General features: G+C 46.2%; 11 protein-coding genes, 1 tRNA gene and 2 pseudogenes. 10 read left to right on the top strand and 4 right to left on the bottom strand.

The features are described 5' to 3' along the window. Positions 1-488 precede the first annotated feature (488 nt). Positions 489-884 carry a large conductance mechanosensitive channel protein MscL gene (gene mscL, locus NST29_RS10855; RefSeq protein ID WP_033020874.1) on the bottom strand — a complete coding sequence of 132 codons (396 nt, stop codon included), beginning with the start codon at positions 882-884 and terminating at the stop codon, positions 489-491. A gap of 221 nt (positions 885-1,105) precedes the next feature. Here mscL and NST29_RS10850 point away from each other — a divergent pair, with 221 nt between their 5' ends. After that, entirely contained in the window at positions 1,106-2,326 is a 1,221-nt protein-coding gene (locus tag NST29_RS10850) for a YeeE/YedE family protein (protein ID WP_033020876.1), read from the top strand. 115 nt (positions 2,327-2,441) lie between these two features. After that, positions 2,442-2,921, top strand: a pseudogene (locus NST29_RS10845) (pseudouridine-5'-phosphate glycosidase); the annotation flags it as partial. A gap of 111 nt (positions 2,922-3,032) precedes the next feature. Here the strand turns inward: NST29_RS10845 and NST29_RS10840 are convergent. Beyond that, positions 3,033-3,470 (bottom strand): hypothetical protein, encoded by a 438-nt coding sequence (locus NST29_RS10840; protein ID WP_033020884.1) that lies wholly within the window; start codon positions 3,468-3,470, stop codon positions 3,033-3,035. A gap of 301 nt (positions 3,471-3,771) precedes the next feature. On the opposite strand from NST29_RS10840, the gene NST29_RS10835 reads away from it, so the two are divergent. Then, positions 3,772-4,950: a HEAT repeat domain-containing protein gene (locus NST29_RS10835; protein ID WP_235207618.1), complete on the top strand. Its 1,179-nt coding sequence runs from the start codon at positions 3,772-3,774 to the stop codon at positions 4,948-4,950. Between the two features lie 402 nt (positions 4,951-5,352). Here NST29_RS10835 and NST29_RS10830 read toward each other — a convergent pair whose 3' ends face one another. Further along, a complete protein-coding gene (locus NST29_RS10830; RefSeq protein WP_033020890.1) occupies positions 5,353-5,919 on the bottom strand; it encodes a Uma2 family endonuclease in 567 nt (188 codons plus the stop codon). Positions 5,920-6,695: 776 nt separating this feature from the next. On the opposite strand from NST29_RS10830, the gene NST29_RS10825 reads away from it, so the two are divergent. The 7 genes and pseudogenes from NST29_RS10825 (at position 6,696) to NST29_RS10795 (ending at position 13,813) form a co-directional block, all read left to right on the top strand. After that, positions 6,696-6,771 (top strand) — tRNA-Arg (locus NST29_RS10825). A 235-nt stretch (positions 6,772-7,006) separates the two neighbouring features. Further along, positions 7,007-7,553, top strand: a pseudogene (locus NST29_RS10820) (IS701 family transposase); the annotation flags it as partial. A gap of 417 nt (positions 7,554-7,970) precedes the next feature. Beyond that, positions 7,971-8,690 (top strand): FadR/GntR family transcriptional regulator, encoded by a 720-nt coding sequence (locus NST29_RS10815; protein WP_033020895.1) that lies wholly within the window; start codon positions 7,971-7,973, stop codon positions 8,688-8,690. Next, positions 8,690-10,099: an FAD-linked oxidase C-terminal domain-containing protein gene (locus NST29_RS10810; RefSeq protein ID WP_200878285.1), complete on the top strand. Its 1,410-nt coding sequence runs from the start codon at positions 8,690-8,692 to the stop codon at positions 10,097-10,099. The genes NST29_RS10815 and NST29_RS10810 overlap by 1 nt, the downstream gene beginning before the upstream one ends. Then, positions 10,099-11,412 (top strand): (Fe-S)-binding protein, encoded by a 1,314-nt coding sequence (locus NST29_RS10805; protein WP_051985093.1) that lies wholly within the window; start codon positions 10,099-10,101, stop codon positions 11,410-11,412. Before NST29_RS10810 ends, NST29_RS10805 begins: the two co-directional genes overlap by 1 nt. 169 nt (positions 11,413-11,581) lie before the next feature. Further along, on the top strand, positions 11,582-12,688 hold the full coding sequence (locus tag NST29_RS10800) for an ABC transporter substrate-binding protein (RefSeq protein WP_033020900.1): 1,107 nt from the start codon (positions 11,582-11,584) through the stop codon (positions 12,686-12,688). Between the two features lie 18 nt (positions 12,689-12,706). Beyond that, a complete protein-coding gene (locus NST29_RS10795; RefSeq protein WP_033020901.1) occupies positions 12,707-13,813 on the top strand; it encodes an ABC transporter ATP-binding protein in 1,107 nt (368 codons plus the stop codon). A gap of 278 nt (positions 13,814-14,091) precedes the next feature. Here the strand turns inward: NST29_RS10795 and NST29_RS10790 are convergent, their stop codons facing one another. Further along, complete coding sequence (locus NST29_RS10790; RefSeq protein ID WP_033019592.1) at positions 14,092-15,540, bottom strand: IS66-like element ISGst1 family transposase; 1,449 nt, start codon at positions 15,538-15,540, stop codon at positions 14,092-14,094. Between the last annotated feature and the right edge of the window lie 9 nt (positions 15,541-15,549).

Genomic DNA, 15,549 nt, shown 5'->3' with positions numbered 1-15,549 from the left:
AGCGGATGTTTCTTTCCGATTGAGAACGAGCGAGGAGAACTTGACTGCTCGAACTTCGGGGGAGGGGTCGCCAAAACAATGATCAATGTGAAACATTGGCTAGCCATGGCAATCCTTTTTTCTTATCCGCATGCAGTATATGGGAAACGAATCGATATTGATCAGTGACGTCGTCCATCATTGACCTGACTATACGCGGTTTGCGCCGGGAGGATCAGCGCTGGCAAAAGAACAGCATCCACCCTAGCGATTCGTTCGCTTGAGGGTGGATGATTTCCTTTGATAGAGCGGCAGGACCGAACTCCCCCGAACTTTGTGAAGCGGCCGTCCGCATCGGCACTGCCAATATGGCTTCGCCCGGCCGTGCCGCTTCGTGCTAGTAAGGATTCCAGATCACGTGAAATGGGAAGCTGATGCCGCCAAGTGTCTCCGATGGAGAGACTTGGCGGTAAAGCGACCTGCTCCTTTCATCACCGGCCTCCAGATGCTTACATCGTTTCCCGCTGCTGCTTTAACAAATCGCGAATTTCGGTGAGCAGCTCTTCTTCTTTTGTCAGCGTCGGCGCTGTTTCCTTCACTTCTTCTTGCTTTTTCACCCGTTCGTATAAGGTGTTGATCAGTTTGACAAACAGGAAAATCGAGAAGGCGATAATCAAAAAGTCGACAACCGTTTGGATAAACGCGCCGTATTTGATTTCCGCCTTGCCGACTTTCCATGATAAGCTGCTGAAATCAATGCCGCCTAGAATCAACCCGACAAGCGGCATGATGATGTCATTGACGAGCGAGGAAACGATTTTGCCAAACGCCCAGCCGATGATGACCCCAACGGCTAAATCGATGACATTGCCGCGGACGGCGAATTTTTTAAATTCGTTCCACATGACAATCTCCTTCCTCTAGAAATGTTGATTGACCAAGGATGTTCGGCCTTTCAACGGCGTCAAAAAATATGGTTCGACAATATTCATTTTTTGAACGGTCGTTTTCTGTATTATACCATACAGCGGCTTGGGAAAAACGTTTCGAGACGAAATCATAGAAAATCGATCGTATTTATAGTATTATAAGCGTGTCAACGAAAGCAAAAAGGGGGATATGCACCATGGAAATGACCGCGCAACAAGACGTTCGCGCCAAGCAGGCGGCGAACGCTCCGAAAAATCCGACGGCATGGATCATTGCAGTCTCCTGCTTCGTCCTAATCGGCGGCGCGTTGTTCTTGTATAGCCGCGTGTCTTGGCAACAAGCGATGTTGTATTTGTTGGGAGCACTCGGTGGCTTTGTGCTTTACCAGGCCCATTTCGGCTTTACCTCGGCGTGGCGGAAATTCATTTTGTACCGCCAAGGAGAAGGCATTCGGGCGCAGATGATCATGATGGCGGTGGCCAGCGCGTTGTTTTTGCCGCTATTGTTGAAAGGATCGGCGTTTGGCCATCCGGTGTCAGGGTATGTATTTGGCGTAGGGGTGTCGGTGATCGTCGGCGCCTTTCTGTTTGGCATCGGCATGCAGCTGGGGGACGGCTGCGCGTCCGGGACGTTGTATCATATTGGCGGCGGCGATGCCAATGGCATAGTGACGCTCATCGGTTTTATCGCCGGATCGGTCATTGCCACGGCTCACTTTGATGTATGGGCGCAAATGCCGCAATGGGAGCCGTTCTCGTTCATTGTCCAATTCGGCGCGCTTGGCGGGTTTGGATGCCAGCTTGTTTTGTTAGGAGCGGTCTATTATATTGTGACGGTGATGGAAAAGCGGCGCCACGGCAAGCTGATGACGATGCCGCTTGCCAATCGGAACGGCTGGAAGGCCATGTACAAGGGTCCTTGGCCGCTTCTTGCTGGCGCGCTGCTGCTCGCTCTTGTCAATGCGCTCGTGCTGCTCATCAGCGGCAAACCGTGGGGCATCACGTCCGCGTTTGCCTTATGGGGCGCGAAGGCGGTGCAACTGTTTGGCATTGATCCGACCGCTTGGACATATTGGCAAGACGAGGCGAAACGGCAGGCGCTCGCCAATCCGCTCTACTACGATACAACGGCGGTCATGGACATTAGCTTAATGTTCGGAGCTTTATTGGCCGCGGCGCTCGCTGGCCGCTATGCGAAGCCGGTGCAATGGAAGCGGCCGACGCGCATGACGATTGGCGCGCTCATCGGCGGATTGATGATGGGTTACGGCGCCCGACTGGCGTTCGGCTGCAACATCGGTGCGTATTTTGGCGGCATCGCTTCCTTCAGCGCTCACGGCTGGGCTTGGTTTGTCTTTGCTTTCCTTGGCAGCTTGATCGGCGTCAAGCTGCGCCCGTATTGCGCATACAAAAACTAGCAATCTTGCGCCCCGCTGTATAGGTGGGGTGCTTTTTTCATTTGTAGGCGCCGTATGATACAATAGTAAAGGTTGGAAACAGGCTCGTCAGTTTCGAATGGATGCGCCCGAAAGGATGAAAGGCATGCGAACGAAAGCTTCCATCGTCTGCATCGGCGGGGCGAAATCGATTTTGGATTTAGGCTTGACGCTTGAGTACCTCGAGACGCACGGCGTTCCGGTTCTTGGCTATCAGACGGACGTCCTGCCAGCCTTTTACTCGCGGACAAACCCGTTTCGCGTCGATTACCGCTTAGACAGCGCCAAAGAGATCGCCCAGTTCATTGAAACCAAATGGGCGCTCGGCTTAGCCGGCGGCTTCGTCGTTGCCAATCCAGTTCCGCCAGAAGACGAGCTTGAGGAATCGTACATCACCGCCATCATCGAACAAGCGCTCAAGGAAGTGGAAGAAAAGCGTATCACCGGCAAAGCGGTCACCCCGTTTTTGCTTGACCGGGTGAAAACATTCACCGACGGGAAAAGCTTACAAGCGAACATCGCCTTAGTGAAAAACAACGCCGCCTTAGCGACCGACCTTGCCTATGAACTGTCTTAATGTGAACCGCGGTTGCCGACCCTCGAAGACTTGTTTACTTGCCTGTGAACTGTCTTAATGTGCGCGCCCCCGCCCTGATGGAAGAGCGGGGGCATGATGGCAGTGGAGATGTTATCGGGTGTGAAGCAAATGGCGGATTTTTCGATCATGCTGGGCGATTTTGACGGAGTGAAAGTCAACGGTCTCTTGTGTTTCAGCCAGTTCGACGCGGATGTGGCCGAGTTTCGCTTCGAGCCGTTCGAACCGTTCGTTCACGGTGCGCTCCAATTGGGCGATTTGCCGCTCAAACCGTCCGTCCATCTCCTCGATGCGCCCATCCATTTCTTCGATGCGCTTGTCCATCTCTCCGATCCGTTTGTCCATCTCTTCCATGCGTCTTTCCATGTCTTCCATCCGTTTGTTCATCATGTTCGTCTGTTCGTTCAGCGTTTGGACTTGTTGATGGAGCGAGTCAAATTTCTCATAGAGCGCTTCGAACTGACTGCGCATGTCTGCCGCGTACAAATCAAGCGCTTGCAAGATTTGCGCCAATATCGTTTTTTCTTCCATAAACACTCACCTCCTTTCTCTCTAGTATATCAGACAAGCAAGCTAACGAGAAGAAAAGATAGGTTTCAAACAGGCGGGATTTTGTCAATGATTATAAAGGGGGGGCACAGCCATGACAGAAATGTCCCTGTATTCATCGTTTGGCATCTATTGGGTTGCTGATGGCCCTCGTTTCGACCACTGTCACGGCCATCATTTTCGTTGCGATTTTTGCAGTTAGAGTGTTAAAATGGAAAATATTCGTCATGGGACTAGCTGAACGTCGATGTCCGGCTGGCACCAGAGACGAAGGAAGAAAAAGGTGGGTGTGATTATGTCCTTTTTAGAAACGATCGAACCGTATTTATTTTGTGAAGATCCTCTCCTCCGTCAGTTTGCCTTTTACGCAATAGAGGAGTACCCAGGCGTTCCAGCTGCGTGGGTGGAGCGTCTCATTGACGAGGTCGTCACAACTGCCGACGAGGACATGCGAAGCATGATTTTGCGCGGCGTATCGAAACAACCGCTGACCGATCGGGCGCTTGAACGGTTGTTGACCATCAAAGATGCGGCCAAGTATGTCCGCTGGTTTTTCCCGTTTTCGGTTGCGCAACTTGAAACCTACGGACAGCAACTGCTTCGCCACTTCCCGCGGTCTTGGCAACGCGCTGTCCGGCTTGTGGCCGAGGGAGCGGAAGACGACGTATGGGATCACTACTTTTCGTTGCTTTCCCGCTTGGAACAGGAAGAGATGTTTAACCAGAACTTGTTTTCCGCCGCCAAGCAAGTCGTGCGCATTCTCGTTGAGCGCGAGTGGCTGACAAAGGAAGACGTGAGTCTCACGTGGATGAAAAATGAACAGCAGCCATGGTTTACGTACGACGGTATTTTGGCGGTGTATGCGCTTTCGTTGCTGGGCGCCACCGAATATATTCCAAGACTAGCCTCGCTGTTGGAACAACAGGATGACGATGTGCTCCTCGATCAAGTCGTTTATGCGTTGTCGGCGTTTCAAAACGGCGAAGTCATCGAAGCCGTACGCCCCTATGCGTTTCAAAAGGAAACGGTCTTTTCGGCCATTCATGTGCTCGCCAACATTAAATCAAAGCAGGCCGTCCGTGTATTGCGGGACGTGTTTTCCGAGCTGCGCGATGATGACATGCGCGCGTTTTGCTTTGAGGCGCTTTGCCACCAGCTGGATCAAGAAGCGCTTCCGGAAGTGGAAGAATATTTAGAAAGAGTGGAAAAACGGGGGCATTCCGGGCTGATCGATGTAGAACAAACCGCTTACGGATATTATACCATTCTAGGGCTCGACCATCCGAAATTAGAAAAATGGAAGGCGCTCGCCGAGCAAAGATACCGCCATTTTCAAGCGTTGTTGCAAAACCCGCCTTTGCCAAAAAACATTCCATACCGCCGGGAAGAGCCCAAAATCGGCCGCAACGACCCGTGTCCATGCGGCAGCGGGAAAAAGTATAAAAAGTGCTGCGGGAAGTAAACACACATACTTGGCCGAACCAACAGCCCGCCTCCGCGCCTGAAAGTGAGGAGCGGGCTTATTGCTAAAGATCCGCACGATGCTTCGAGGTTCGCAGGAATCTCCCATTCTAGAAGGCTGGTGATTTAAGGAAGCAGGCCGCTTACCGACCTCGTTTCTCAAATAGAAAAAGCTCTGTCGCATCGGTATCGCCTTTCACACGCTCCCCCATTGCTCAAGAGAAGCAACCGTTTTTCACCAGCTTTCTAGGCGAAGCGAAAGGGAAAGAAGGGGGGCGGCTCGGAGGAAGGAGTATGCACGGAGAAGGAAAAAACAATCTGAGTCTCGAAAAAACGGAGCCCATTCTTTCCGACAAGGGAGAAGACTTTCTGAAAGAACGGGCAAAAAAATGATATTTTATGTTTACGCCTTAAAAAGTTCCTCTACATTGACTTCAAAACCTTTTAACACTCGTGATCGAGCCATTCCTTTTCCTCTTAATACATCGGTTTGCTCGTATTGGGCTTCGTCATTGAGGGAATAAATTTGCACCGTATTGAGCATTGGATTCACGATCCAGTATTCTTGGACTCCGTACTGCATATAGAGATTGAGTTTAAACACCAAATCGTGCGCTTGATTCGATGGACTTACTATTTCAATGATCAGTGTCGGTACTCCGACAAATTTGTTTTCCATTAATCCGCTTTGATCACATATGACGGATAAGTCCGGAATGACGATTTTTGTTCCATCGATTTTGTCGTTTTTCAGTTCAATATCAAACGGGGCGTGAAAGACTTCGCAATCCTTGTCTTCTAAAAAATTGAATAATTTGGCGTGCAATCGTCCGGAAATTCGTTGATGCTGGGTAGAAGGGGATGGGGACATAAAGACAGTACCGTCAATGTACTCTAAGATCCGATCTGTACTTTCTCTCATTTGGTAAAACTCTTCGAGAGAAACGAAATGGTTGTTAGGCAGGCTCACAAAAACACCTTCTTTCCCCTTTTTGTTATTTACTGTAAACCAACCGATCCACTAACACCAGAGATCAAGCGAAAAAGGAGACGTGAACCGGACTGCTTAAGGAAGATGGATGTGCCAACCACTCAGACAAAGAAGTTCATGTCTTATGGATAGAGTAGCACAGCATCAAGGAATCGACAAGTTTTCCTTAGCATGAGAAGGCCGGTAAAACACACCTGTCACCAGCCCGTCGGAGGTATTTCGCCAAAAACATTCATGAGAAAATGTTGCTCGCGATCTAGCCGGCTGGTGAAAAAGCATGGTCGTCAATGGACGCGGTTAGAAATGTGAATCTAAACATTTTATCGTTTCCTAGTTCAAAAGAGCTTTGTTCTTTCGCCGTAAAATTGTCGGTCATGCGGTTTCCCGAAATGAGGAAGCTGCATGACCGACTCTATGGCTTGCCAAGCTGAGAGATACGGACAAGCGACTGAGTAGAGCCGGACAAAGAGAGCGATGGAAGAATAAAAGAGAGCTTGCCACCATAGCAAAAAACCGTTATAATACAGGCTGTACGTCTCATAGACAGTACGTTGGCAGCTAGACGCGGTCTCCCTGCCGTAAACGAGAGAGCGGAGTCGCCGACGTTGAGTGCGCAACACGGCGTCAAAAGGGGAAACCGTGCTGCTCGTGCTCTCTGTAGGAGCGATGTTTCTTGACTTTCATTCACTCTCCCGCCGCAACGGCTTCAGGAGCCCGCCTATTTATCCGTCCAATGCCGAATGCAGAGCCAACACGGCCCCGTAGCTCAGTGGATAGAGCGTCGGTTTCCTAAACCGTGCGTCGGAGGTTCGAATCCTCTCGGGGCCGCCATCTACATACGATCGGCTCGGGTTGAAGTTGCTGAAACCCTTGATATGACCGCGTTTGCGGTCATTTTTCATTTTTTGGGAATCCCGAAAAAACGATAGAATCCGAACAAATTTTGCACGAATTTTGTGCGCATGAGAAGTGCGTTGCCCATATAAAAATGATTTTGCCAAGTGACCTATAAGGCTGGTGAAAGACCGCGGATTCCTCATCTGATGATACCATTTGCCAAAAAACGAAGCCGAACCGGATTCTTGCCCCGAAAGGCATCGCCATCCAAGCGAAGGAGTTCCCCCGCTATATCGAGCCAAACGACCCCCTCCTCGTCACGGTGGGGAACGAGCGTGATCGTGCCTACTGCTGCGAAGGTGCGCTCAACGGTCTTGATGACGCGGTGGTGCGGCTTACTTGGAAGGCGGATCAACCCATGACACCGGATCATCTCCTCATCTCCATGTTGTCTTCGGCATCGACCCGGAGCTTAGCGATGAAGAGATCTTGTGTGACGATGCCCAGCGCTGGACGATTGAATGCGTTTTCCTGCAGGACAAAGACCAGCTGAAGTCAGGTGGACCGTGTTCGCCACGTTCGGGCGGTGAAACGGTATGGGCTCGTGGTGCTCTTAGCCTGTGTATACAGCATCGCGGAATCTCAACAAGACCTCTCTTCCGGCCTGGAGCTTCTTCGGTCTCGGAAAGGGCACAGCGCTGTCGAGTTCGTCGATGACGCTGCGAAGCAAGAGAATTCCCATTGATGTGACCAAAAAACATCTCTATGTTGCCTAAGGGACACTCTGTTTGTCTCTTAGGGTATGGAAATGACTGTAATGAAAAACGCTAATCAGTAGTTATTGATAAAATATTCTGCTTATTAAATAAATTCAATATTGACAAATAAATTATTTTTGCGTTATATTCTAGCTAAAGTGGTATGGTGGACCAACCACTGATCCTCTAAAAATTTGCACCATCCACGAGCTGTTTCACTACGTAAGGTTCACATTACCTATAATGTTTTCCTTAATTCATCTCAGAATCAGAAATGCTTATGAGAACGTTCGCTCTCCATCTAGCGTCAAAAAGAAATGCAGTTAAAAAAATAAAGATCAATTGACGTAACTGGTAAGGTAGCATCAAAAGTTCTATGAAAACTCCACACAAGGTATCCCGTTAAGCATTACAGAAAAATATGGAGAGGGAAAAATGGATATCAAACCGATTAGGAAGAAAAGAGTCTATCAAGCCATTATTGAGCAGATTCAACAGTTGATTCGTCGAGGACAATTAAGGCCAGGGGATAAACTGCCTTCAGAACGTGATTTAGCGGAAAAGTTTCAGGTGTCACGCACTACGATTAAGGAAGCCATTGCTGTTATGGAAGCTATTGGTGTTTTAGAGATACGCCCTGGAGTGGGAACTTTTGTCAGGGAGATAGGAAATCATTTTCTAGATTTAAATTATATTTTTGGAGATGATGACACCGAAATTCAAGAACTTATGGAATTTCGTCAAGCTATTGAGGTGGAAGCAGCTTATTATGCAGCAATAAGAGGAACAGAAGATGATAAAAGAAAGTTAACGCAATTGTTTTCTGAACTGGAGAAAGAGGTTATGTCAGGGAAATTGCCGGCTAAATCAGATTTTTCTTTTCATATGCAAATATCATCAATGTCTCAAAATGCACTGTTTCTTAGAATAATGGAATTCATCTCTGACAAGCTTTTTAAATCGGTTACCAAAAATGCAGTTAATACATTTGCGGGGGCAGGGGATCCTGTAAGGGTGCTTCAAGAGCATCGTGCAATCTATGAAGCTATATTGTCTGGTGATGGAGGAAAAGCACGTCAGGCTATGCGTTATCATCTTGAAAGTGTCATTGCGCGTTACAAAGGTATAGGTCGGTATATAAGAGGTGGTGAATGATGCCGCTACAGCCAGATATTGTAGATCAAATTGTTCGGATTGTTGGAGAGGAAAGAAGAGTTCTTATTAAAAAAACGGATCTTCTTAGTTATGGTTATGATGCGTCTTTTGGTTTTTTTGTGCCTGATCTTGTTTGTCAAGTGAAACGTGTAGAGGAAGTTTCTGGAATTGCAAAACTCGCCAATCGCGAAAAAATACCCATTACACCAAGGGGGAATGCGTCTGGATTAAGTGGAGGGGCTTTGCCTATTGAGGGCGGGATAGTGATTGATGTATCTTTATGGAATGATGTATTGGAAATCCACAGGGATGATATGATTGCTGTTGTTTCTCCAGGTGTAATTACAGCTGACATTGATCGGGCTGCTCAAAAAGTTGGTCTTATGTATCCCCCAGATCCGAGTAGTTCTAATGTCTCGACGATTGCTGGAAATATTGCGGAAAATTCGGGCGGGCCGCGGGGGCTGAAATACGGAGTAACGAAAGATTATGTTTTAGGATTGCAAGTCGTCACACCGGAAGGCCATATTATACGCACAGGTGGACGAACGATCAAAAATGTCACAGGTTATGACTTAACGAAATTAATTGTTGGCTCAGAAGGAACACTTGGCATTATTACAGAGGCAATTTTGCGTCTTATTCCGAGACCGCAGGCGACGATTTCTCTTATGGCAGTTTTCGATGATATTGTGCAAGCGGGCTATGCGATTACCAATGTACTTACTTCGGGGATTCTTCCGTCGAAGATCGAGTTCATGGATCAAGCATCTATCTGGGCGGTGGAGAGTTACCGGCCGATGGGATTGCCTATCAATGCCGAAGCGGTTCTTTTTATAGAACTTGACGGTCATCCCCTAGCTATTCGAGATGAGGTGGACTATGTTTATAAATTAATGCAAAAGACAGGAGCGTTGCGCGTCCAAAAAGCTGAAACGAGTGACCAAGAAGAAAAAATGTGGAAAGTGCGAAAACTTGTGTCTCCGGCTGTTGCGCGACACAAACCAACGAAAATTTCTGAAGATGCGACGGTTCCAAGAAGCCAAATTCCATCTTTTCTAAAACGGTTAAGGGAAATTAAAGACAAATTCGACATCGAGCTCGTTGTTTTTGGTCATGCTGGCGACGGAAACCTTCATCCAAACATTCTTTGTGATCAGCGCAATAAAGAGGAAATGAAGAAGGTAGAGAAAGCGGTGGCTGCGATTTTTGAAGCCGCCCTTGATCTCGGAGGAACGCTTTCCGGGGAACATGGAATCGGGCTGATGAAAAAGTCCTTTATGCCAATGGAATTTGATCAGTTTTCGCTTGAAATGATGAAACGCATTAAACAGGCGTGGGATCCAAATAACATTATGAATCCAGGAAAGATTTTCCCAAAACCAGGTGACAGGTTGGTGTTAAGATAATGGAAGCCCAAGAAAACGTGTATTTAAAGAAGGCGGCGGATTTAACATATGACTGTGTTCGATGTGGCTATTGTCTGCCCTCCTGCCCTACCTATTTGACAATGAAAACGGAAACACAAACCCCAAGGGGGCGCATCAATCTTGTTCGTATGGCGGCAGAAGGACATATCACAGTGAATGAATTAAGTGTTCCAATCGATCTTTGTCTTGGCTGTCGTGCATGTGAACATGTTTGTCCGAGCAACATCCAATATGGGAAAATGCTTGAGCTTGTAAAAGGCAGTATTCGCTATCACAAAAAGCAGACTTCGTCTCCATTGCGGCGTTTTTGTGAGGGTTTCGTCTTTAAACATGTGTTTCCAAGTAAAAGCATCATGAATAAGCTTGGTAGCTTTCTATGGGTATATCAGAAATCAGGTGTGAAAAAGGTTGTTCATATGAAGCCGCTTCGATATTTGCTCCCGAAAAAGTTGGAGTTATTTGATAAGGGATTAACTGAAGCGAAACCTCCTTTTCGAAAAAACGATGGTCGCCGATACCCTTCGATTAGCGAGCGTCCAGCTTTGAAAGTTGCCTTTTTCACCGGCTGTGTGATGGAAGCGGTTTTTTACCGAATTAATTTACTTAGCATTCGCCTATTGCAAAAGGTTGGTTGCGAGGTTGTCGTAGTTAATAATCAAACATGTTGCGGTGCGTTGCAACTGCATGCTGGGGAAGAAGAACTAGCAAAAGAAATGGCAAAACGTAACATTGAAGTGTTTGAAAAAGAGGAGTTTGATTATATTGTAAATAGCGCGGGAGGTTGCGGCGCCATGCTGAAGGAATATGATGGATTGTTCGAAGGCGATCCCGAATGGTTGGAGCGCGCAAGACATTTTAAGCAAAAGGTAGCAGATATTAGCGTGATTTTAAATAAGCTTGGTTTAAAACTAGAGAGAGTCTTATCTTACAGGGTTACTTACCAGCCTTCTTGCCATATGACTAATGTTCAAAAAGTTACAAAAGAGCCGGAAGCATTGATTCAGTCGATTGAAGGCATTGAGTTTATGCGATTAAATAATCCTAACCTTTGCTGTGGTTCGGGTGGGATTTATAATTTAATTCATTTTGAAGAGTCTATGCACATCCTTAATGCAAAAATGTCTGATATTAAGGATACAAAGGCGAATGTTATTGTAACGACTAATCCAGGTTGTTTATTGCAAATGAAGGTGGGCATTGCCAAGGAAAATCTCCATGATCATATAAAGGCAGTTCATCTTGTTGAATTGCTCGCCGAGGCATGTGAAATCACGGAAAATAGGTGGATTTAAAAAAGAAATATTATACAAAACCGAGCATCTCTGTTTTTTTAACATAAACATTTTTGAAAACGTTTTCTGTTGAGGGGGGCAAAAAGAATGTGTGGTAATTAAGAAAATTGTATGGTAGAAGGGCTACGTGTTTTACAACTAGGTAAATAGAAGTTAGGAGGGAAATCGGATGAAAAAACGCTGGATTGCCATATTAGTTTCTATAATTGTTATGTCTTTAGTCGGTTGCAGTGTTCCAAATCCTAAAGCAACTAGCGAAGCTAAACCGGCTAGCAATTCGGGAGATGGTGCGACTGAAATTACAGTCGCGGGGAATGGTGGCAAAATCGAGAGAGCTATTCGCGAAGTAATTGCTCCAAAATTTGAGAAAGAATACGGAATTAAAGTAAACTTTGTTCCTGGGTTATCTGGAGAAATATTGTCAAAGGTGGAATTGCAGAAAAACGCTCCCCAATACGATGTCGCGTTTTATGTACCCTTGGACGTACAAAGAGCTAATGACAAAGGGTTGACTGAAAAATTAGATCTATCGACAGTTCCTAACATGGATAAGGTTGATCCGCGATTTGTTGTCGTAAATAATGTTGGAGTGCCTGTGTTTGGGTTGGTAATTGCTCCTGCATACAATACGGAAACGTTTGAGAAACACAAGTGGGCACCCATTACATCCTGGAATGACCTTATTCGACCTGAATATAACGGAAAAACAGCATTCGCCGACATTGCCAATGACTGGGGTTTTGCTTTGCTTTATAACCTTGCCAATGCTAATGGTGGAAGTTTGGATAATTTGGAACCTGGTTTGCAAAAAGCTAAGGAATTAGCTAGCTATTCCAATACATTCTACAAAAACTCTACTCAAATGATGCCAGCTGTGCAACAAGGAGCAGCAGATGTCACTGTTATGGGCAGCTATGCGATAGCTGAGTTGATTGATATGGGAGTGCCTTTGAAAATGGTTATTCCGAAAGAGGGAGCGCCATTGCAAGCATTCAGCGCGACGGTTGTCAAGAATGCTCCACATAAAGAAGCAGCGATAAAATTCGTAAACTTTTTGATAAGTGAGGAGTCGCAAAAACAAATCGCAGAAAGCGGTTTCTACCCGGTGCTCAAAGAAATGAAGGTAGCGCCCAAGTACGAAAAATCTATTGGTCTAAAAGATAGTGATCATGTTTTCCGCCCTGATTTTAAAAAGATGGCAGAAATTCGGGAAGAATGGACAGATCGTTGGGCTAAAGAAGTTACACCAGAATTAGGGAAAAAGGTTAGAAAATAAATTAGGGAGTGAAAGCATATGCAAACAGTAGTAAATGACGTAGAAATAAGGGGAGTTTATAAACAGATTGGGAAAAACGTTATCCTAAACGGTATCGATTTGCAAGTCAAGCAAGGTGAACTACTCACCTTGCTTGGCCCTTCTGGGTGCGGCAAAACATCAACACTTAATGTCATTGCTGGTTTTCTTGATATTGATAAAGGAGAAGTATTTATTAAAGGGAAAAAAGTGACACATATTCCTCCGTATAAACGTGGTTTAGGAATGGTATTCCAAACATATTCTCTATTTCCGCATATGACTGTTTATGAAAACCTTGATTTTGGTTTATCTTTGCGTAAAGTTCCAAAAGAAGAGAGGAAGAAGAGAATCGAGCAGGCGTTAGATTTAGTGAAAATGGTGGGATTGGAGAATCGGTATCCGCGCCAATTATCCGGAGGGCAACGACAACGGGTGGCAATTGCTCGTGCTCTAGTAGTGCAACCAATGTTATTGTTGCTTGACGAGCCACTCAGCAATCTTGATGCTAAATTACGTTATGAATTAAGGGCTGAAATTAAGCGTTTGCAGAAAGAGGTGGGGGTTACAACTATTTTTGTTACACATGACCAAGAGGAGGCACTTTCCCTGTCTGATCGAATCGTGGTAATGAATAAGGGAATAATTGAACAAGTTGGAACACCAACGGAAATCTATGAGCATCCATGCACCGAGTTCGTTTTTCAATTTATTGGGAAATCAAACCAATTAGAGGGTAAAGTAAAAACGGTCGACGGTCGAATGGTATGTATTGAGTTAGAGGAAGGCGTTCAGGTACTCGTTGAGTCAAAAAATATGATGGGCCCAGAACGTTCTTATTCAATTGGAGATGAGGTCAAACTGTACATTCGACCAGAAAAATTAACCATTCAGGAACAAGAAAGCGAGCCAGAAATTTTTTATTACAACAAGTACAATGCTTCGATCGTTCAAATGAACTATCTTGGCTCCGCTTGGGAAATTGAGTTGCTATTGTTTGGAAAACGGGTGCAAGTGCTACAAGCTTTCGTTAAATCGGATTGGAAAATAGGAGCTGAGGTGACTGTGGGATGGAACCCGTCAGATATGATGATCGTCAAAAAATAGTCAGATTGTCAACAGAAATTGTTACGGCAAGGAGAAAAAGAAATTGGAGAAAATATATATATTGCGGTTTGCTTTTGTTCCCCCTAGTGGCACTTATTTTCGGTTTTTTTGTGATACCAATGCTTTACATTTTATATTTAAGTTTTATTGAAACCAAAGGAGAAACGAATGCGTTTTATAGCATAGGAAACTACGTACATTTTTTGTAACTATTCACCCCAGTGCTAGTGTATAAAAAAGCCCAGCACAAATAGGGCATTTCGGTCATAGAAAATGCCCTAGGTAGCGGAAAGAACTCGATCGATCGTTTCGCCTGCCAACAGAAGACATAACGAATCCCACACGTTTTTTTCGTGTTTCGTCAGTGTGGAAACGATGCTTCTTGCGATGCAAAACGACTGCGCGAATGTTTCTTCGCGAAACGTACCCGAAATGTTCTCTTTGACTTTGACCATGCGAAGATCGCGTTCGGCTTGGTTGTTATCAAAGGGAACATGTACTTCACGTAAGAAACGCAGCGCTTCTTCCTTTCGTTTTTGAAGGCGTCGAACAAAAGCGAGTGCTTTTTTCGGAAGAGGCGTCATCGTTTCTAATCGGTGTTGTGCTCTTTCTAGGATGCGATCATACACTCGTTCCCACCGTCTCGCTTCTTCTTCGGAAAGTGCACCGTGATGGGCTTCGACGGCTTGCTTGGCGGCTAACAGAAACGTGGTCATGCGCATCGCCCACGTATGCCCCTGTTCGATGAATCCTTTTAACTCACGCAAATGGTGGGCATGACAAAGGGCATGGGTGGCATGTGTGTATTTCGGATACGTACCGAACGCATCGTGCATCATCGTCCCTTCATATCGGGGAAGAATCCCGATATCATCGGTCGCTTTTTTTCCACGAGAAGCGTGAGGAGCCAAGTATGTATATCTCGATGTACACGCGACATGCACCCATGCGAGTTTCCCATTGATGCGCAAACTCGTTTCATCGACATGCAGGATGTTGGATTCAAGTAAGGCGTCTTCGATGATGTCCATATTGGATTCCAACGATTCGCGTCCTCGTTTCACCATATTGGCAAGAGTTCCCGTACTAATCGAGTGTTGATATAACGCTTCGATTGTATCACTTAAACGCTTGTACGGGATCAATTGGATATGATGTAAATAAACAACGAGCGCCGTGAGCCGTGGACCGTATTGCACATGATTCGTGACATGGGATGGGAATTCGGCTTGTTGCACGCATCGACAATGTGGACACGATTTCACTTCACGTTCATGTTGTGTCACCTCGATCGCCACAGGAGGGACATCAAACACTTGACGGATATCGACTTTGAACGGTTTGACTTCACGCAAAGAAGCTCCACATCCTTGACACGTATGCACACGGTGGACGACACGATGATGTGGATGTTCCACTTGACGGAGCGTCTTCCCCTCATGTCCCTCTTGCCCACCAAGCTTTTTGCCAGACGGCTCGCGGGAGGAACGCTTTTTCTCAAAACGGTCAGAAGATGGGGGCAAATGGCTATTGGAGCTGTTTTTTTTCGTGCGTGCTTCCAGCTCTTGAACACGGTACTTCAGTTGTTCATTTTCTTTGCGTAGCTGTTTGTTTTCTTTCAACAGTTGCTCAATGACTTGTTGTTGGTGAGTAATGAGCTGCTTTTGTTGTTGGGCTTTGCTGATTAAGCTTTCAACTGTAAATACAGCTTGTTGTACCGTCAACATGCGATTCAC

It is taken from the genome of Geobacillus sp. FSL W8-0026, from assembly GCF_037966255.1.
In the GTDB taxonomy this organism is placed as follows: domain Bacteria; phylum Bacillota; class Bacilli; order Bacillales; family Anoxybacillaceae; genus Geobacillus; species Geobacillus icigianus.
The sequence above is the reverse complement of the archived record's forward strand: the minus strand, read 5'-3'. Positions and strand labels throughout refer to the sequence as shown.